The following is a 17,550-nucleotide window of genomic DNA, read 5'->3' as shown; positions in this document are numbered from 1 at the left end:
GTCCAGCACATGCCGGATCGCCAGTCCACGAACGACAACAACCCGTTCGCGCCGCCGCCGGAGGGGCAGCCGGACCAGCCGTGGCAGCCGCGGCGCCCAGAGGCCCCGGAGGACGGTTCGGCGTCCGGACCGGGCTGGAGCAGCAGTCAGCCGGGCCGTTCCGACGACGGCTTCGGCCGCCGCCCCGAGCAGCCCTCGGGCGGCCAGGGCGGCGGGCCGGAGGGCGGCGGTCAGGGGCCGGGGCTCCGCTGGGACCCGACCGACCCGGCACAGCGGCGGGCGCGGTACGCGGTGCTCGCGGGCATGTGGGCCTTCTTCTTCGCGATCTTCGACCTCGCGGAGCTGTCGCTGCTGCTCGGCGCGCTGGGCCTGTACTGGGCGATCAGCGCCCTGCGCGCCAAGCCGAAGACCCCCGAGGGCCCGCAGTCGCCCGCGCAGGCCGTGGCCGCGGCCGGCGCGGCCCGCTCCAAGCGGACGGCGGCGATCAGCGGTCTGGTGGCGGCGTCGGTGGCCCTGGCGATCGTCGCGGGCGGCTTCACGATGCACCTCGTCTTCCGCGACTTCTACGAGTGCCGGGCCGACGCCCTGACCAAGCAGAGCCAGCTGTCCTGCAACGACCTGCTGCCGAAGCCGCTGCGGGACAGCTTCGGGGTGCGGGAGTAGTCACGGCACGTCCGGGGGCCCGTCCGGGAGTACGGGCGGGGGCGGTACGGGCGGGGGCGCCGGTACGGGTGACTGCACCGGCGGCTGCACCGGCGGCTCCGCCGGGGGCTCCCAGGCGGCGGGCAGGAAGCCGTACGAGTCGTCGCCCGAGCCGTCGTCCAGGGCATCGAGGGCATCGAGGGCATCCATCCCGTCCGTAACGGCCGGATCCGTGTCGCCGCCCTGGGCGTCCCCGGCATCCGCGGCGTCCGGCTCCCGGTCCTGCGCGGGCTCGGGAAGGGTCGTCGCCGCCGGTACGGACAAGGGCGCGGGCACGGGCGCCGCCCTGACACCACGGCGCCCCCAGGCCCGTACCGCGAGGGCGGTCGGCACGCCCACCACCGTGCACCACAGCAGCGCCGCCGCCCCCGTCTGCCACCACACGGGACCGAAGGCCGCGAGCCTGCCCCCGCCGAGCGGGCCGCCCGCGGCCGCCGCGAGGGCAGCGACGGCCAACCCGCAGGCCGCTGCCGCGAGGAGCGCCGCCTCGACCGTCGCACGGGCCGGCCAGGCACGGGACGCCCGCCCGACGCGCCGCCCGAGGAGCAGCGCGGCGGTCGCCGGAACCGCCGCGGCCGTCCAGTGCAGCCACATGCCGCGGCCCTCGGCGGGCAGGGCGGCGAGCAGCGGGAAGTCGGGCACGGCCGGGGTGCCGGTGAAGCCGAGCGGGGTGACCAGGGCGCCCGTACCGAGCGCGAATCCGGGGCCGAGTCCGTAGGCCGCGCCCCAGAGGACGGCGTTCGGCAGCAGCGCGAAGGTGAGCAGCCCGAGGGACGCGCGCCCCGACCACTCCCCCGCGAGACCGGCGAGCGAGGCCTGCGCGTCACCCGAATGCCGCAGCAGGGCGACCGCGATGAGCACCGCCCCGCCGCCGCACAGGGCGGCCAGGGCGAGTCCTGCCGCGCGCAGGGCGACAGCGGCCTCTTCCCGGCCCGGCAGCGGCCGGCCGTGGGCGGTCCAGGCGCCCGCGCCCGCCGCGGCGAGGACGGAGGCCGGGGTCCAGATCCCGGCGGTGAGGAGGTCGGCGGGCAGCGGGCCGCTCTCCGTGTAGACCACGACTCCTGCCGCGACCAGCAGATATCCCCCGCAGACGGCGGCCAGGCCGCCCGCGGTCGGGGGCGCGGGACGCCCGCCGTCGGGATCGAGGGTGTCCCGTGCCGCCCGGTGCGCGAGCCACAGCGGCAGGGCGGTGACCAGCAGCGGAGTGAGGCCGAGGGGGGCCGGGAGCCCGGACAGGGTGTCGGTGCGGAGCAGGTCGGAGCCGTGGGCGAGCAGCCACAGGCCGGCGGCGGTGTGCAGGGCGGCGCCGGGGCCGCCGGCGGGGTACGGGGAGGCGATCCAGGCCGCGGTCGCGAGGACGGCGAGCGCGCCGAGCCCGAGACCGGCCGCAAGCCCGCCGCGCACGAAGGCGGTGGCCAGGGCGACGGAACGGCCGCCCTGGACCGGTACGTCGTCCGCTGACAACGGCACGCGGTGCTCGGTCACTTGCGTCACGCGCCCATGCTGCCAGCGACACGCGCTTTGCCCCTGTAACAGGCAAATAGTCGCTGTGTCGCTCAAGATACGTTTATGTACTTTTCCGCCCAGAGCAGCTCTGCGGGAGGTCGTCGCCGATGAGTCCGACGAGTCCGGCCGTCTCTCTGCCCTCCCCCAAGGAGCGGCGGCGACTGCGTGAGGCCCTTTCTCTGAGCGAGGAGCAGGTCGCGGAGGCGCTGAGCGTCACCCGCGCCACCGTCCGCTCCTGGGAGACCGGCCGCAGTTCCCCCAGGGGACGCAAGCGGGAGGCGTACGCGAAGCTGCTCGGCGTGTACGAGGAGCCGACGGCCCCCCGCACGGAGAAGCCCGCCCGGCCGGCCCCCGCCGCCACCCGGCCCCGCCCGGCCGCGAAGGGCGCGTCCCGGCCCCCCAAGGCATCGCCGGCCAAGCCACCCACCACCCCTCAGCCCGACCGGGCCGCCGAGGCCCCGGAGGAGCGGCTGAAACGTTCCGCTGAGCGCGCGCCGGAGGCGGTGTCGCCCGAGCCCGTGACCGCGGCGGAGCCCGTAACCCCGGAGCCGGTGATGCCCGAGCTGGTGGGCGCGGCGGCGGAGCCCGTAACCCCGGAGCCGATGGCCATGGATCCCGTGACCCCGGAGCCGGCGGCTCCCCAGCCCGTGGCCCCCGTGCCCGTGCCCGCGGAGGCCGCGGCCCCCGCCCCGGCGACCGCCGCCCCCGGCCTCACCCCCGAGGCCGCCTTCGACGCGCTCTACGCGTACGTCGCGCCCGGGCTCGTCCACCAGACGTATCTGCTCACCGGGCGCCGGAGCCTCTCCCTCGAGGCCGTCGAGCACGCGTTCCACCACGCCTGGCAGCACTGGCCCGAGGTCGCGGTCGACCGTGACCCGGTGGGCTGGGTGCGGGCCGTGTCGTACGAGTACGCGCTCTCGCCCTGGCACCGCTTCCGGCGCCGCCACCGGCACCCCGACTCCCCGCCCACCGAGGCCGGCCGGCGCGCCCTGCTCGCGGCGCTCCTTGAGCTGCCGCCGCCGTACCGCCGTACCGTCCTGCTGTACGACGGGCTCGGCCTCGACCTGCCGGAGACGGCCGCGGAGACCGAGGCGAGCACCCCGGCCGCCGGGAACCGGCTGCTCTACGCCCGTACGGTCATCGGGCAGCGGGTGCCCGAGCTCGCCGACCCCGAGGCCCTGCACAACCGGCTGAGCACCCTCGTCACGGAGGCGCCGACGGCGGCCCTGCCCCCCGCGCGCAGCGTACGGACCCTGTGCGAGCGGCGGACCCGGCTGCTCACGCGGACGGTGATCGGCGTGACGGCGGCGCTCATCAGCATCACGGCCCTCACCGCGGCCACCGCGCCGACCCGCTACATCCCCGTGAACGCCCCCGGCGCGGTCGTCGAGGGCGTCCCGGTCCGCGGCGGCCCGCAGAAACTGGGCCCGGAGGACGAGGAGCTCCGCGACAGGCTGCGCACCGCCCCGAACCCGGGCCCCGAGCGGCTGGTGCCGACGGCCGAATAGCGCCCGCGGTCAGCGGCGGCGCACGGCGGGCGTGCGAGTGGGCCCCGCCCCCACCCGGTCATCCGGGAGGGGGCGGGGCCCACTCGTGCGACAGCAGGCGCTGTCGGTGCCGGTGTCAGCCCGCGAGGATCGCGCGCGCCAGCTTGGCCGTCTCGGTCGGCGTCTTGCCGACCTTGACGCCCGCGGCCTCGAGGGCCTCCTTCTTCGCCTGGGCGGTGCCGGAGGAGCCGGAGACGATGGCGCCGGCGTGGCCCATGGTCTTGCCCTCGGGCGCGGTGAAGCCCGCGACGTAGCCGACGACCGGCTTGGTGACGTTGGCCTTGATGAAGTCGGCCGCACGCTCCTCGGCGTCGCCGCCGATCTCGCCGATCATCACGATCAGGTCGGTGTCCGGGTCGGCCTCGAAGGCCGCCAGGGCGTCGATGTGCGTGGTGCCGATGACCGGGTCGCCACCGATGCCGACGGCGGACGAGAAGCCGATGTCACGGAGCTCGTACATCATCTGGTACGTCAGCGTGCCGGACTTCGAGACCAGGCCGATGCGGCCCGGCTTCGTGATGTCGCCCGGGATGATGCCGGCGTTCGACTGGCCCGGGGTGATGAGACCGGGGCAGTTCGGACCGATGAGGCGGGTCTTGTTGCCCTTCTCCACGGCGTACGCGTAGAACGCGGCGGAGTCGTGGACGGCGATGCCCTCGGTGATGACCACGGCGAGCGGGATCTCGGCGTCGATCGCCTCGACCACGGCGGCCTTGGCGAAGGCCGGCGGGACGAAGAGGACCGAGACGTTGGCGCCGGTCTCCTTCATCGCCTCGGCGACGGAGCCGAAGACCGGGATCTCGGTGCCGTCGAAGTCGACGGTCGTGCCGGCCTTGCGCGGGTTCACGCCACCGACGATGTTGGTGCCGTCACCCAGCATGAGCTTGGTGTGCTTCATGCCCGTGGCACCGGTCATGCCCTGGACGATGACCTTGCTGTCCTTGTTGAGGAAGATAGCCATGGCTGTTTGCCTCGTCCCTTACTTCGCAGCCGCGAGCTCGGCGGCCTTGTCGGCCGCGCCGTCCATGGTGTCCACACGCTGCACCAGCGGGTGGTTGGCGTCCGACAGGATCTTGCGACCCAGCTCCGCGTTGTTGCCGTCGAGGCGGACGACCAGCGGCTTGCTGACCTCCTCGCCCTTCGAGGCGAGCAGCTCCAGGGCCTGGACGATGCCGTTGGCGACCTCGTCACAGGCGGTGATGCCACCGAAGACGTTGACGAACACGGACTTGACGTCCGGGTCGCCCAGGATGATCTCCAGGCCGTTCGCCATGACCTCGGCGGAGGCGCCGCCGCCGATGTCGAGGAAGTTGGCCGGCTTCACGCCGCCGTGGTTCTCACCGGCGTACGCGACGACGTCCAGGGTCGACATGACCAGGCCGGCGCCGTTGCCGATGATGCCGACCTCGCCGTCGAGCTTGACGTAGTTGAGGCCCTTGGCCTTGGCGGCAGCCTCGAGCGGGTTGGCTGCGGCCTTGTCCTCGAGCGCCTCGTGCTCGGGCTGACGGAAGTCGGCGTTCTCGTCGAGAGACACCTTGCCGTCCAGGGCCAGGATGTCGCCGGAGGCGACCTTGGCCAGCGGGTTGACCTCGACGAGGAGCGCGTCCTCGGCGACGAAGGTCTTCCACAGGGTCACCAGGACCTCGGCGACCTTCTCGGCGACCTCGGCCGGGAACTGCGCCTGGGCGACGATCTCGCGGGCCTTCACGATGTCGACACCGGTGTTGGAGTCGACCGGGACCTTCGCGAGCTTCTCGGGGGTCGTCGCGGCGACCTCCTCGATGTCCATGCCACCGGCGACGGAGGCCATGGCGAGGAAGGTGCGGTTGGTGCGGTCGAGGAGGTACGAGACGTAGTACTCCTCGACGATCTCCGGAGCGGTCTCCGCGATCATCACCTTGTGGACCGTGTGGCCCTTGATGTCCATGCCCAGGATGTCCGTCGCGCGGGCGACGGCCTCGTCCGGGGTGGCGGCGAGCTTGACGCCGCCGGCCTTGCCGCGGCCGCCGACCTTCACCTGCGCCTTGACGACCGACTTGCCGCCAAGCCGCTCGGTGGCCTCGCGCGCCGCCTCAGGCGTGTCGATGACTTCACCGGCCAGCACCGGTACACCGTGCTTGGCGAAGAGGTCCCTCGCCTGGTACTCGAACAGGTCCACGCGCGTCCCTTTTCTAGATGATCGCGGTTCGTTGTCTGCGTGGGCGTGCCGCGGAGGGCAACGTGACTGCGCTGTCACAAGGGAGGCGTACACGGTGTCCGTGGACGCGGCATGTCCGTCTCGCAGGTTATCCCCGAGGGCCGTGGGTCCCTAAATCGCAGATCCCAACGGAGCGGTGATACGGGTCACAGAACGTAAGGGTGCCGGGGGTTTCCGCCGAAGCGGGGGCGGGTGGCCGGTGCGCTCTTGTGGCAGGCGGGGAACGGGGTTTGCGCCCCTCACGGCGCGCCCGGTCGCGAGGTGAGGGGCGCGCGGGCGCCGATGTGATATGGGCCTCAGTGCCACCGCGGGCACCCGTCCGGGTGGCCGCGGGGCGACGGATTCCGCACCGCGCCGGTCGGGAGGGGATCCGGCCCCGACGGGACCCCCGTCGGGCGCCGACCAGGCCCGGATCAGGCCCGATCAGGCCTCCGGGATCGGCAGCGGGCGCTTCTCCAGGGCGGCGGCCATGATCTCCGGGAACAGGTCGGGGGTGCAGGCGAAGGCGGGGGCGCCGAGCGCGGCGAGGGCGGCGGCGTGCTCCCGGTCGTAGGCGGGCGCGCCCTCGTCGGAGAGCGCGAGCAGGCACACGAACTGCACTCCGGCGGCCTTCATGGCAGCGACCCGCTTCAGCATCTCGTCGCGGATGCCGCCCTCGTAGAGATCGCTGATGAGGACGACGACGGTGTCGGCGGGGCGGGTGATCCGCGACTGGCAGTAGGCGAGTGCCCGGTTGATGTCGGTGCCGCCGCCGAGCTGGGTGCCGAAGACGACGTCGACGGGGTCGTCGAGCTGGTCGGTGAGGTCGACGACGGCCGTGTCGAAGACGACGAGGCGGGTCGCGAGGGAGCGCATGGAGGCGAGCACCGCGCCGAAGACGGAGGCGTAGACGACGGAGGCGGCCATGGAGCCGGACTGGTCGATGCAGAGGACGACCTCCTTCCTGACCGACTGGGCGGCCCGGCCGTGGCCGACGAGCCGCTCGGGGACGACCGTGCGGTGCTCGGGCAGGTAGTTCCTGAGGTTGGCGCGGATGGTGCGGTCCCAGTCGATGTCCCGGTGACGGGGCCGGCTGATGCGGGCGGAGCGGTCGAGCGCGCCGGTGAGGGTGGCCCGGGTGCGGGCGGCGAGCCGCTTCTCCAGGTCGTCGACGACCTTGCGGACGACGGCCCGTGCGGTCTCCTTGGTGGTCTCCGGCATGGCCTTGTTGAGGGAGATCAGGGTGCCGACGAGATGGACGTCGGCCTCGACGGCCTCCAGCATCTCCGGCTCCAGGAGCAGCGTGGCGAGCCCGAGCCGGTCGATCGCGTCGCGCTGCATGACCTGGACGACGGAGCTCGGGAAGTACGTGCGGATGTCGCCGAGCCAGCGGGCGACGGAGGGCGCTGAGCCGCCGAGGCCGGCCGAGCGGTCCCGGCCGTTCCTCCGGTCGCCGCCGCCCGCGCCGCCGTAGAGCGCGGTCAGGGCGCCGTCCATGGCGGCGTCGGCGCCGGTGAGGGTGCGGCCCGTGCCGTCGGCCTCGCCGCCGAGGACCAGCCGCCAGCGGCGCAGCCGCTCGTCGTCGGTCGTGGTGCTCATGACTGTGCCTCCGTGCCGAGGATGAGATGGAGCAGGGGCAGGACGCCGTCGGCCCGCCGCTCGTCGAGGGCGGTGGCGAATCCCGGTGCCGCGGCGGCGGGCGCGGCACCGGTGGTCGCCGGGCCGCGGGCGACCAGCTCGCCGAGGGTGCGGCGCACGCCGGGCTCGTACGCGGCGAAGGTGCGCCGCAGCAGCGGCAGGACGTCGGTGAACGCCTCGGTCGGCACGGCGCTCAGCCAGTCGTCGACGAGCCCGAGCAGTCGCTCGTCGTGGACGAGGAGCAGCCCGCCGCCGGAGGCCCCGCCGACGAACCCCTCGATCCAGGCGGCGGCGTCGGCCGGCGGCGTCCCGGGCGAGAGCGCGAGCCCCATGAGCCGCGCGGCCTCCCCTACCGCGAACCGCCCCTCGTCGAGCAGCAGCCGCGCGGCCCGCCCCCGCAGCACCCCGGGCACCCGGTCCCGGTCCGCGAGCCGCCGCAGGACACCGGCCCAGCGGTCGGCCAGGCCGGATCCTGGGGCGGGGCCGGCGCCCGGCAGCAGGCCGATGGCGGTGTGGACGGCGTCGAGGCGGTCGCGCATCTCGGTGGCGGCGTCGGTGTCGAGGCCGGTGCAGGCGGGGGGCAGGCCGACGCAGACGCGTTCGGCGAGGCCGGTGGCGACCTCGGCGAGGGCGGCGGTGTCGGTGGCCCGGACGTCGCCGTAGCGCAGGGAGCGGGCGAGGGCGGGCAGGGCCTGGGCGAGGTGGGCGACGTCGGTGTCCAGCGCCGCGCGGTCGGCGAGGGCCCGCAGGACGGCGGGCAGGGCGTCGCTGAGCCCGGCGAGCAGGCACTGCTCGGCGAGCGCGGTGATGGCGGCGAGGTCGTCCGCCGCGGTGGCCCTGGACTCCGCCTTGGCGGTGGCGGCGGCCTCGACGGTGGTGCCCCAGACACCGGCCTCGGCGACCTGCACGTGGAGCTCGGGCTCCCAGCGCAGTCGCCAGCTCTCCCGGAAGGTGCCAGTGGAGGCGCGTCCGGCGGCCGGGGTGCCCCAGTCGACGCCGAGCAGCCGGAGCCGGTGGAGCAGCCGGCTGCGGGCCGCGTCGTTGTCCTTGCGCAGGTCGAGTCCGAGTTCGCGCTCCTGCGCCTCGGGCTTGAGGCGCAGGGTGCGCCGGAGCCGGTCGAGGTCGCGCTGGAGCGGTACGGCGGGGGCGCCGTCCGGGACCGTGCCGAGGACGTCGCCGACGACCAGCCGGTCGCGGACCAGGTCGAGCGGGATGTCGGAGCCCTCGCACATCACGGCCCGTACGGCGTCAGTGGTCTCGCCGAGTCCGGCGAGCGGGCGGCTGCGCATCGCGGCGAGGGTGTCGGCGAGCCGTACCGCCTCGATGACATGGGCGGAGGAGACGGCCAGGTCCTCGTCCCTGAGGAGCCCGGCGACCTTGGTCATCCACCGTTCGAGAGGCCGGTCGGGGACGGAGAACAGGTGCGCGTACCAGCCGGGCGCTTCGATGCCCGCGCCGTAACCGGAGCGCCGCGCGAGCCGGCGGTGGGTCCAGGGCACCCAGGTGAGTTCGGTCTTGACCTTGGGCAGCCCTTTGAGGAGCGCCCGGTCGGCGGTGACGGTGGTCCCGCGCCGCAGCGCGGGAACGTGCCAGGCACCGCAGACGACGGCCACGTCGTCGCCGAACTCCTTCTGCGCGGCGCGCAGCTGGATCCGCATGTACGCCTCGCGCACCAGGTCGCGCGGATGGCCGCCGTGCCCGTACGCCTCCCGCAGGGCGCCCATGGCCTCGGCGACGGCGTCGAAGGGCGCGAACGGGTCGGCGGCGCCGCGCAGTTCGACCGCGTCCTCCCACCAGCGCTCGGCGTCCTCGTACCCGGCGGCCGTGGCCAGTTCGGCGATCGGGTCGATCCGCAGGCCCTGCTCGGCGGGGCCGGCCGGTCCTTCGGCCCCCTCCTCGGCGCCGCCCCAGGCGGGGTCCGTCGCGGCGAGGGTGTGGGCGGCCGGCAGGTCGACGAAGCGCACCTCGGCGCCGTGCGCCAGGGCCCAGCGGATCGCGACCCACTCGGGGGAGAACTCGGCCAGGGGCCAGAACGCGGCCCGCCCCGGGTCGTCCACGGCGTGCGCGAGCAGCGCGACGGGCGGCCGCATCTCCTCTTCCGCGGCCAGCGCCACCAGCCCGTCCGCCTCGGGCGGCCCCTCCACGAGCACGGCCTTGGGCCGGCCCGCCTCCAGGGCGGCGGCCACGGCCCGGGCGGACCCCGGCCCGTGGTGCCGGACGCCGAGCACGAGCGGGCCGCCGGTGGTGGGGCGGGTCACGCGCTCACCTCGCGGCAGGCGCGATAGAAGTCCTTCCAGCCGTCTCTCTCCCGCACCACCGTCTCCAGGTACTCCTGCCAGATCACCCGGTCGGCGGCCGGGTCGCGGACCACCGCGCCGAGCAGACCGGCGGCGATGTCGGCGGAACGCAGCACGCCGTCGCCGAAGTGGGCGGCGAGGGCGAGTCCGCCGGTGACGACGGAGATCGCCTCGGCCGTGGACAGCGTCCCCGAGGGGGACTTGAGCTTGGTGCGGCCGTCGGCGGTCACCCCGTCGCGCAGCTCGCGGAAGACGGTGACGACCCGGCGGATCTCCTCCACGCCCTCGGGGACGGTCGGCAGGTCGAGCGAGCGGCCGAGCTGGTCGACGCGCCGGGCCACGATGTCGACCTCGGCATCGGGGCTGGCGGGCAGCGGCAGCACGACGGTGTTGAAGCGGCGGCGCAGCGCGCTGGAGAGCTCGTTGACGCCGCGGTCGCGGTCGTTGGCTGTGGCGATCAGGTTGAAGCCGCCGACGGCCTGCACCTCCTCGCCGAGCTCCGGGATGGGAAGGGTCTTCTCGGAGAGGACCGTGATGAGGGTGTCCTGCACGTCGGCGGGGATCCGGGTCAGCTCCTCGACCCGCGCCGTCATGCCCTGCGCCATGGCCCGCATGACGGGGCTGGGCACGAGCGCGTCGCGACTGGGGCCGTGGGCGAGCAACTGCGCGTAGTTCCAGCCGTAGCGGATGGCCTCCTCGGGCGTGCCGGCGGTGCCCTGCACGAGGAGCGTGGAGTCGCCGCTGACGGCGGCGGCCAGGTGCTCGGAGACCCAGGTCTTGGCGGTGCCGGGCACGCCGAGCAGGAGCAGGGCGCGGTCGGTGGCGAGGGTGGTGACGGCGACCTCGACGATGCGGCGCGGGCCGACGTACTTGGGTGTGATCACGGTGCCGTCGGGGAGCGTGCCGCCGAGGAGATAGGTGGCCACGGCCCACGGTGAGAGGCGCCAGCGGGCGGGGCGCGGCCGGTCGTCCGCGGCGGCGAGCGCGGCGAGTTCGTGGGCGAAGGCGTCCTCGGCGTGCGGCCGCAGGACCGCCTCGACGGCTTCGGCGGCCGTGTCGGCGGTGGTCGCGGTGGTGTTTGCGGCGGTGGTTGCGGGCAGGGTCATGGGTCCCCCTCCAGATCGTTCGACCTGCTGTGCGAACCACGGTGCACCATCCCACTGACAATCGGCTCCGGCCGGTGGAAACCGCAGGTGGGGGCCGTTGTCAGTGGGTGCCCGTACGGTCGTGGACATGGACGAACAGGGGGTGCGCTGGACGTCGGATCAGGTGCTGGCACTGGCTCCTGACGGCGCTTCACGCACAGCGGGAAGCAAGCTGGGCACGGCGGGACCGTGGTCCGGTGCGGGGCTCGACGGCCAGGGGGCCGTGTGGGGTCTGTGCAAGGGCAGCGGCAGGACGCCGTACCGCACGGTCGTGGACCTCACGGGCCCGGCGTACACGTGCAGTTGCCCGAGCCGGAAGTTCCCGTGCAAGCACGCGCTGGGACTTCTGCTGCTCTGGTCCGGGGACACCGGCGGGGCGCGGGTTCCGGCTGCCGCCGAGGTGCCCGACTGGGCGGAGAAGTGGCTCGCGGGCCGGCGGGAGCGCACCGAGAGCGCGCGGGCCGCCACGGCCACGACCACCGTCGACCCGGAGGCGGCGCGTCGCAGGGCGGAGCGAAGAGCGGCCCGGATCACCGCGGGAGCACAGGAGTTGGAGCAGCGGCTGGCCGATCTGCTGCGGGGCGGCCTCGCCTCGGCCGAACAGGCGGGGTACGGCCTCTGGGAGGAGACGGCGGCCCGCATGGTCGACGCGCAGGCGCCCGGACTCGCGGGGAGGGTGCGGGAGTTGGGGTCGATACCCGGCTCGGGACCGGGGTGGCCGGTGCGTCTCCTGGAGGAGTGCGCGCTGACCCATCTCCTCGACCGGGCCTGGCTGTCCGCGGACCGGCTGCCGGGTCCGCTGGCGGCGACCGTGCGGAGCCGGGTGGGGCTCACCGCCCCGTCGGACGGCGCCGCGCTGCGGGACCGCTGGCTGGTGCTCGCCCAGTACGACGGCTCCGACGGCAAGCTGACGACGCGCCGGATCTGGCTGCACGGGGAGACCAGCGGGCGCACGCACCTGCTGCTGTCCTTCGGCGCGGCGGGCAGGGCGCCGCAGCAGGCCTTCCCCGTCGGGGTGGTGCTCGACGCCGAGCTGCGGCCGTACGTGGGTGGCGGCGGACTCCGCGCGGAGCTGGTCGAGCAGTTCGCGGTGCCCGCGTCCACCGGCGTACGGCCCCGCGGCGGCACGGTCGGCGCGGCCCTCGACGCCTACGGGCTCGCGCTGCGCGACGACCCGTGGCTGGACGCCTGGCCGGTGACCCTGGCCGAGGTCGTACCGGCGCGCGCGGAGTACGGCTGGCAGCTGGCGGACGGCCGGGGCGCGGAGCGGGAGGCCGTGCCGCTGACCCGGTCCGCCCAGTCCCAGCCGGGCCTGTGGCGGCTGGTCGCCCTCTCGGGCGGCGGCCCGGTCACGGTCTTCGGCGAGTGCGGCCACCAGGGCTTCACCCCGCTGGCCGCCTGGTCCCCGGACGCGCCGGGCGAGACGGTGCCGCTCGTGTGAACACGTCGAACACACCTCTGGAGGAGTCCATGGACGCCTGGGAAGAGCTCGTCACAGCGGCGCTGCTGGGCACCGACCGGAAGCCGCTCCCACGGGTCGCGGGCGACTCGGCGCCCGTGGCGCTGCTGGACGCCGCGGCCGTGCACACCGTACGGCGCAGGGCGGGGCTGCGGCCCGGCCCTGCCGCGCCTGCGCTGGAGGCCGCGCCGCAGGACGGCCGCAGGCCGCTGCCCGAGGCGGCCAGGCGCCGGCTGGGCCGGCTGCTCGCCGGCCGGGCCGCGCCCGCGCCGTCCGGGGGGCGGCGCGGGGCGGCGCCCGACCTGACCGAGCTGCTGCCGCAGTGGCTGGCCGCGGCCCACGAGCAGGGGTACCGCGCGCCGGCCGCCGCGCTGCCGGCGCTGCTCGACGCCGCCCGCGCCAGGACCGATCTGCGGCCCCAGGCGCTGGCCTTCGCCGGGCCGCGGGGGCTGTGGCTGGCCCGGCTCAACCCGGAGTGGAAGTTCGCGCTGCGCGGCGCGGGCGGGGGTGGCACACTGCCCGACCCCGCGGACGGGGTGGCGGTCCTGGGGCTGTGGGAGGAGGGCCTGTTCGCGGAGCGGGTCGCCCTGCTCGGCGCCGTACGCACTCAGGACGCGGACCAGGGCAGGGAGCTGCTCGCGTCGACCTGGGGCGCCGAGCGGGCCGAGGACCGGCTGATGTTCCTTGACTCGCTGCGCGCGGGGCTCTCCGGGAGGGACGAGGAGTTCCTGGAGGCGGCCCTGTCCGACCGCAGCCGCAACGTCCGGGCCACGGCAGCCGAGCTGCTCTCGGCGCTGCCCGGCTCCGCGCTGGCGGCCCGGATGGCGGAGCGCGCCGGGTCGTGCGTGTCCCTGGACCGTACGGAGGGGGCGGAGACCATCGTCGTGGAGGCGCCGCACGAGTGCGACGCCGGGATGCAGCACGACGGCGTGACGGCCACCCCGCCCACGGGGCGCGGCGAGCGCTCCTGGTGGCTGGGCCAGGTGGTCGAGGCGGCGCCGCTCGACTGCTGGGCGGCCCGGTTCGGGGGGCGCGGGCCCGAGGAGATCGTGGCGCTGCCGGTGGCCGACGACTGGCAGGGCGAGCTGCACGCGGCCTGGTGCCGTGCGGCCGTGCGGCAGCGGGACGCGGCCTGGTCGCGGGCCCTGCTGGGCTCGCCCGCGGCCCCGCAGGCGACCGGCCCTGGCACCTCCTCGCTCGCGGAGCGCGCCCAGCTGCTCTCGACCCTCCCGGTGGAGGAGCGGGCGGTCTGGGTGGCCGCGTTCATCTCCGCGCACGGCCTGTCGGAGGCGTTCCAGCTGCTCGGCGTGTGCGCGGTGCCGTGGGCGGAGCCGCTCGGCCGGGCGGTCGTCGACGCCCTGGACATCGCCCGGGACGCGGGCAGCTATCCGTGGAGCTTCAGCGGGGTGATGGGCCTCGCCGAGCGCTGCCTTTCCCCGGACGCCGCCCCCCAGCTGGCCGCCCTGACGGCCCTGCCGTGCGAAGCGGAGGACGCCTCCCCCGGTGCCGGCGGCTACTGGTCCGAGGCGTTCCAGCGGCTCGTGGCGACGCTGAACCTGCGCGCGACGATGCACGCGGAGCTGTCGGAGGGGTGACGGGCGCGGCGCGGACGCGGGGACGGGCAGGAGCACGGGCGCGGGGCGGACGCGAAGGCGAAGACCGGGCGCGGAGACGGGCGGCGCGGCTGCGCGGACCCGACCGTCCGCGCCGCCCCGCCGCCCGCGGCAGGGGGTTACTCCTGGTTACGCCGCCACGCGGACGTTGGCGTTCACCCAGTCCACGATCGAGGCGGTCGTCGCGCCCGGGGTGAAGATCTCGGCCACGCCCTTCTCCTTCAGCGGCGCGATGTCGGCGTCCGGGATGATCCCGCCACCGAAGACCTTGATGTCCTCCGCGTCGCGTTCCTTCAGGAGCTCCAGCACCTTCACGAACAGCGTGTTGTGCGCGCCGGAGAGGATCGAGAGGCCGATCGCGTCGGCGTCCTCCTGGATCGCCGTGTCCACGATCTGCTCGGGCGTCTGGTGGAGGCCCGTGTAGATGACCTCCATACCGGCGTCACGCAGCGCCCGCGCGATCACCTTGGCCCCGCGATCGTGGCCGTCGAGACCCGGCTTGGCCACCACCACGCGGATCGGACCAGTCACACCCATCACTGCCTCCACATGCGACCCCCGCGCCTGCTTGCGGGGAGGTGAACGAACGTTAGCGCCAGCATCCCGCACGCGACCGTTTCGCGGAGGGCACCGAGGGGGAAATCACACGTGGGACATTGTTCGCTCCCCGGAGGAGCCGCCACGGGGCCGCCGTATCCCCGCGCCGTCAGCCGCACGGCACGGAGGTGCGGCGCCCGCCGTACCGGACGGAGGTCGGCGATGGAGCTCTCCCCCACCGCTGTCACCGACCGTGTGAAGGCCGCCGCCCTGGAGCTGGCGGTCCTCGCCGGACACCTGGTCCTCTACCCCTCCGGACTCGTCGCCGAACGCCGCGGCGCCCCCGCATCCACATCCGCATCCCCATCCGCGGGGCCCGCCGCCCGCCCGGTCGTCCTGCTGCACGGCTTCGTCGACAACCGCTCCGTGTTCGTCCTGCTGCGCCGTACCCTCGCCCGGCACGGCCGCGACCACGTGGAGTCGGTCAACTACTCCCCGCTCATCTGCGACCTGCGGACCGCCGCCGAGCTGCTCGGACGCCAGGTGGAGGAGATCTGCGCGCGGACCGGCCGCAGCGAGGTCGATCTCGTGGGCCACAGCCTGGGCGGCCTCATCGCCCGTTATTACGTACAGCGACTCGGCGGCGACGCCCGGGTGCGCACCCTGGTCATGCTGGGCACCCCGCACTCCGGCACCAGCTTCGTGCCGCTGGCCGACGCCCACCCGCTGGTGCGCCAGATGCGGCCCGGTTCGGAGGTGCTGCGCGAGCTGGCGGGCCCCGCGCCGGGCTGCCGTACGCGGTTCGTGAGCTTCTGGAGCGACCTGGACCAGGTGATGGTGCCGGTGGAGACGGCCCGGCTCGACCACCCGGACCTGATCGTCCACAACGTCAGAGTCAGCGGCATCGGGCACCTCGCGCTGCCGGTGCACCCCACGGTCGCCGCCGGCATCCTCGAGGCCCTGGACGCGGACGCTCCGGCCGCCGGCTCGCAGGACGCCGCGCCGGGAGCCGCCTCCGTCGCCTGACGGGCCGCCAGAAGGTTGCCGTTCTTCGAACGTTCCTCGAACACAGAGCCAAGGCTCTCCCCGCAACCCGACGAAACACGGCCGATTGCCCGTTTCCTGGCGGCTCGAAACCCTCGGAAGATTGTCGGGCCCGCGTACCGCCGGGTACAGTCACGCCACTGCTTGACCCCCTGCTGCCGAGGCGAGAGAGAAGTTGGTGAACGACCAGCACCCCCACGCCGGGTACGTCACGGACGCCACCCAGACCACGGGCAGCTTCGCCGCCGACCCCCTGTTCGGCACCTACGACGTCGGCTACGACGCGGGTCAGAACGGTCAGAGCGGTTACACCGACTACAACGCGCACCACGGGTACAGCGGCTACACCGACTACAGCGGCCAGTGGGACACCGGCTCCTACGGCTCGTACACCACGACCGGGCAGTGGGACGCCACCGCCTGGACCGAGGCGCAGCAGACCGGGCCGTACGAAGCCGCGACGCAGTTCGCCTCGTACGACACCACCGGCCAGTGGACGACGCCGGGCTACGAGACCGGGGCCTACGACACGACCGCCTGGAACCAGGCCGCCGCCACGCCCGAGCCGGTCGTGCCCCACCAGTACACGCCCGAGCAGCAGTACACCCCCGAGCACACGGCGGAGTTCGACTTCGGCGCGTACGCGGAGACCGTGCAGGAGCAGCCCTCCTACGACCTCGGCTACGAGACGACGGCGTACGAGCAGCAGCCGGCCTACGGCCAGGAAGCCGCCTACGAGCACGAACCGGCCTTCGGCCAGGACCCGGCCTACGACCATCACGAGCCGGCGCCCGACACCTTCCACGACGCCGAGACCATGATCGGCTTCGAGCTCGACCCGGACCTCGGCACCGACCAGGTCCTGGACCAGGACCAGGACCTGGAATTCGCCGCCGATGGCGCCGGCGCCGCCGACGTACCGGCCGCCGACGTACCGGCCGCCGCCGTCCCCGTCGCCCGCCCCGTGCGCCGCTCCTCCGGCGGCGGCAGCCGCGGCCGGCGCCGCACGCCCGCCAAGCGGTCCGCACTCCTGACCGTCGCCGTCCCATCCGCCTGCGTCATGGGCGTCGCCGGCATCGCCGCCGCCTCGGTCAGCGGGCTCACCGACGCCGGCGCGGACGCCAAGGACGACACGACGGCCCTCGCCGCCGCCGACCCGGCCTCCGTCAAGCAGGTCGCCGCCAACAGCAAGCTGGACACCCAGCTCGCCGCGCTCAGCGCCGACGCCCGCGACTTCGGCGACCGTGCCAGCCGCACCCAGGAGCGCATCGACCTGAGGCTGCGCCAGGAGGCGGACAAGAAGAAGCGCGAGGAGGAGGCGGCCCGCAAGGAGGCCCTGCGCCCCAAGTTCCTCCTCCCGGTCAAGCTGCACCAGCTCAGCGCCCGCTTCGGCCAGTCCGGCGTCAACTGGATGTCCCTGCACACCGGAATCGACTTCCCCGTGCAGTACGGCACGCCCGTGATGGCCGCGACCGACGGCACCGTGCGGACCCAGTGGAACAGCGCCTACGGCAACATGGCGATCGTGACCACCGCCGACGGCACCGAGACCTGGTACTGCCACCTGAGCAGCACCAAGATCCGCTCCGGCAAGGTCAAGGCCGGCGAGGTCATCGCGTACTCCGGCAACTCCGGCAACTCCACCGGCCCGCACCTCCACTTCGAGGTCCGGCCGAACGGCGGCGCGGCGATCGACCCGCTGCCGTGGCTGCGCAGCCACGGCCTGGACCCGACCGGCTGACCGACGCCGACCAGGTCTTCGCACGTACGAGGAAGGGGCCCCCGCCGACGTGGCGGTTTCTAGCGGTCGTTGCAACACACGGTTGTGTTGATCAAGCCGTGAGCAGTTTATGCAGGCGCTCGGCTGGGGTTTCCCAGCCGAGCGT

13 protein-coding genes are annotated in these 17,550 nt (G+C 74.6%); 6 read left to right on the top strand and 7 right to left on the bottom strand.

Annotated elements, in window-relative coordinates; translation table 11 throughout:
- The first annotated feature begins 9 nt into the window (after positions 1-9).
- Positions 10-663, top strand: coding sequence for a hypothetical protein (locus ACIGEZ_RS10965; RefSeq protein WP_399828744.1), 654 nt, complete (start codon positions 10-12; stop codon positions 661-663).
- On the opposite strand, the gene ACIGEZ_RS10960 is transcribed toward ACIGEZ_RS10965, so the two are convergent.
- Positions 664-2,196 carry a DUF6350 family protein gene (locus tag ACIGEZ_RS10960; RefSeq protein ID WP_399828743.1) on the bottom strand — a complete coding sequence of 511 codons (1,533 nt, stop codon included), beginning with the start codon at positions 2,194-2,196 and terminating at the stop codon, positions 664-666.
- Positions 2,197-2,315: 119 nt separating this feature from the next.
- On the opposite strand from ACIGEZ_RS10960, the gene ACIGEZ_RS10955 reads away from it, so the two are divergent.
- On the top strand, positions 2,316-3,716 hold the full coding sequence (locus tag ACIGEZ_RS10955) for a sigma factor-like helix-turn-helix DNA-binding protein (protein WP_399828740.1): 1,401 nt from the start codon (positions 2,316-2,318) through the stop codon (positions 3,714-3,716).
- A 115-nt stretch (positions 3,717-3,831) separates the two neighbouring features.
- Here ACIGEZ_RS10955 and sucD read toward each other — a convergent pair whose 3' ends face one another.
- The 5 genes from sucD to ACIGEZ_RS10930 form a co-directional block, all read right to left on the bottom strand.
- The gene (gene sucD / locus ACIGEZ_RS10950) at positions 3,832-4,716 is read right to left on the bottom strand and encodes a succinate--CoA ligase subunit alpha (RefSeq protein WP_073809952.1); all 885 of its coding nucleotides are present in this window, start codon (positions 4,714-4,716) and stop codon (positions 3,832-3,834) included.
- Positions 4,717-4,734: 18 nt separating this feature from the next.
- Positions 4,735-5,913, bottom strand: a complete 1,179-nt coding sequence (gene sucC, locus ACIGEZ_RS10945; RefSeq protein WP_399828737.1) for an ADP-forming succinate--CoA ligase subunit beta — start codon at positions 5,911-5,913, stop codon at positions 4,735-4,737.
- Positions 5,914-6,375: 462 nt separating this feature from the next.
- Entirely contained in the window at positions 6,376-7,530 is a 1,155-nt protein-coding gene (locus ACIGEZ_RS10940; protein WP_399828734.1) for a VWA domain-containing protein, read from the bottom strand.
- Positions 7,527-9,827 carry a DUF5682 family protein gene (locus ACIGEZ_RS10935; RefSeq protein ID WP_399828730.1) on the bottom strand — a complete coding sequence of 767 codons (2,301 nt, stop codon included), beginning with the start codon at positions 9,825-9,827 and terminating at the stop codon, positions 7,527-7,529. The genes ACIGEZ_RS10940 and ACIGEZ_RS10935 overlap by 4 nt, the downstream gene beginning before the upstream one ends.
- Complete coding sequence (locus tag ACIGEZ_RS10930; RefSeq protein WP_399828728.1) at positions 9,824-10,972, bottom strand: AAA family ATPase; 1,149 nt, start codon at positions 10,970-10,972, stop codon at positions 9,824-9,826. The genes ACIGEZ_RS10935 and ACIGEZ_RS10930 overlap by 4 nt, the downstream gene beginning before the upstream one ends.
- Positions 10,973-11,099: 127 nt before the next feature.
- Here ACIGEZ_RS10930 and ACIGEZ_RS10925 point away from each other — a divergent pair, with 127 nt between their 5' ends.
- Positions 11,100-12,452, top strand: coding sequence for an SWIM zinc finger domain-containing protein (locus ACIGEZ_RS10925; RefSeq protein ID WP_399828727.1), 1,353 nt, complete (start codon positions 11,100-11,102; stop codon positions 12,450-12,452).
- 29 nt (positions 12,453-12,481) lie between these two features.
- Positions 12,482-14,065 (top strand): DUF5691 domain-containing protein, encoded by a 1,584-nt coding sequence (locus ACIGEZ_RS10920; RefSeq protein WP_399829604.1) that lies wholly within the window; start codon positions 12,482-12,484, stop codon positions 14,063-14,065.
- 147 nt (positions 14,066-14,212) lie between these two features.
- Here ACIGEZ_RS10920 and ACIGEZ_RS10915 read toward each other — a convergent pair whose 3' ends face one another.
- Positions 14,213-14,620, bottom strand: a complete 408-nt coding sequence (locus ACIGEZ_RS10915; protein WP_158989561.1) for a cobalamin B12-binding domain-containing protein — start codon at positions 14,618-14,620, stop codon at positions 14,213-14,215.
- A 222-nt stretch (positions 14,621-14,842) separates the two neighbouring features.
- Here ACIGEZ_RS10915 and ACIGEZ_RS10910 point away from each other — a divergent pair, with 222 nt between their 5' ends.
- A complete protein-coding gene (locus ACIGEZ_RS10910) occupies positions 14,843-15,646 on the top strand; it encodes a lipase family alpha/beta hydrolase (RefSeq protein WP_399828725.1) in 804 nt (267 codons plus the stop codon).
- Between the two features lie 196 nt (positions 15,647-15,842).
- Complete coding sequence (locus ACIGEZ_RS10905) at positions 15,843-17,405, top strand: M23 family metallopeptidase (protein WP_399828722.1); 1,563 nt, start codon at positions 15,843-15,845, stop codon at positions 17,403-17,405.
- The last annotated feature ends 145 nt before the right edge of the window (positions 17,406-17,550 follow it).

The organism is Streptomyces sp. NPDC085481 (genome assembly GCF_044541845.1).
In the GTDB taxonomy this organism is placed as follows: Bacteria; Actinomycetota; Actinomycetes; order Streptomycetales; family Streptomycetaceae; genus Streptomyces.
The sequence above is the reverse complement of the archived record's forward strand: the minus strand, read 5'-3'. Positions and strand labels throughout refer to the sequence as shown.

What these genes read in the sequence shown, in the direction of transcription:
- ACIGEZ_RS10965 (WP_399828744.1), top strand. Translation starts at nt 10, where the DNA reads ATGCCGGATCGCCAGTCCACGAACGACAACAACCCGTTCGCGCCGCCG.
- ACIGEZ_RS10955 (WP_399828740.1), top strand. Translation starts at nt 2,316, where the DNA reads ATGAGTCCGACGAGTCCGGCCGTCTCTCTGCCCTCCCCCAAGGAGCGG.
- sucD (WP_073809952.1), bottom strand. Translation starts at nt 4,716, where the DNA reads ATGGCTATCTTCCTCAACAAGGACAGCAAGGTCATCGTCCAGGGCATG.
- ACIGEZ_RS10940 (WP_399828734.1), bottom strand. Translation starts at nt 7,530, where the DNA reads ATGAGCACCACGACCGACGACGAGCGGCTGCGCCGCTGGCGGCTGGTC.
- ACIGEZ_RS10930 (WP_399828728.1), bottom strand. Translation starts at nt 10,972, where the DNA reads ATGACCCTGCCCGCAACCACCGCCGCAAACACCACCGCGACCACCGCC.
- ACIGEZ_RS10925 (WP_399828727.1), top strand. Translation starts at nt 11,100, where the DNA reads ATGGACGAACAGGGGGTGCGCTGGACGTCGGATCAGGTGCTGGCACTG.
- ACIGEZ_RS10920 (WP_399829604.1), top strand. Translation starts at nt 12,482, where the DNA reads ATGGACGCCTGGGAAGAGCTCGTCACAGCGGCGCTGCTGGGCACCGAC.
- ACIGEZ_RS10915 (WP_158989561.1), bottom strand. Translation starts at nt 14,620, where the DNA reads ATGGGTGTGACTGGTCCGATCCGCGTGGTGGTGGCCAAGCCGGGTCTC.
- ACIGEZ_RS10910 (WP_399828725.1), top strand. Translation starts at nt 14,843, where the DNA reads ATGGAGCTCTCCCCCACCGCTGTCACCGACCGTGTGAAGGCCGCCGCC.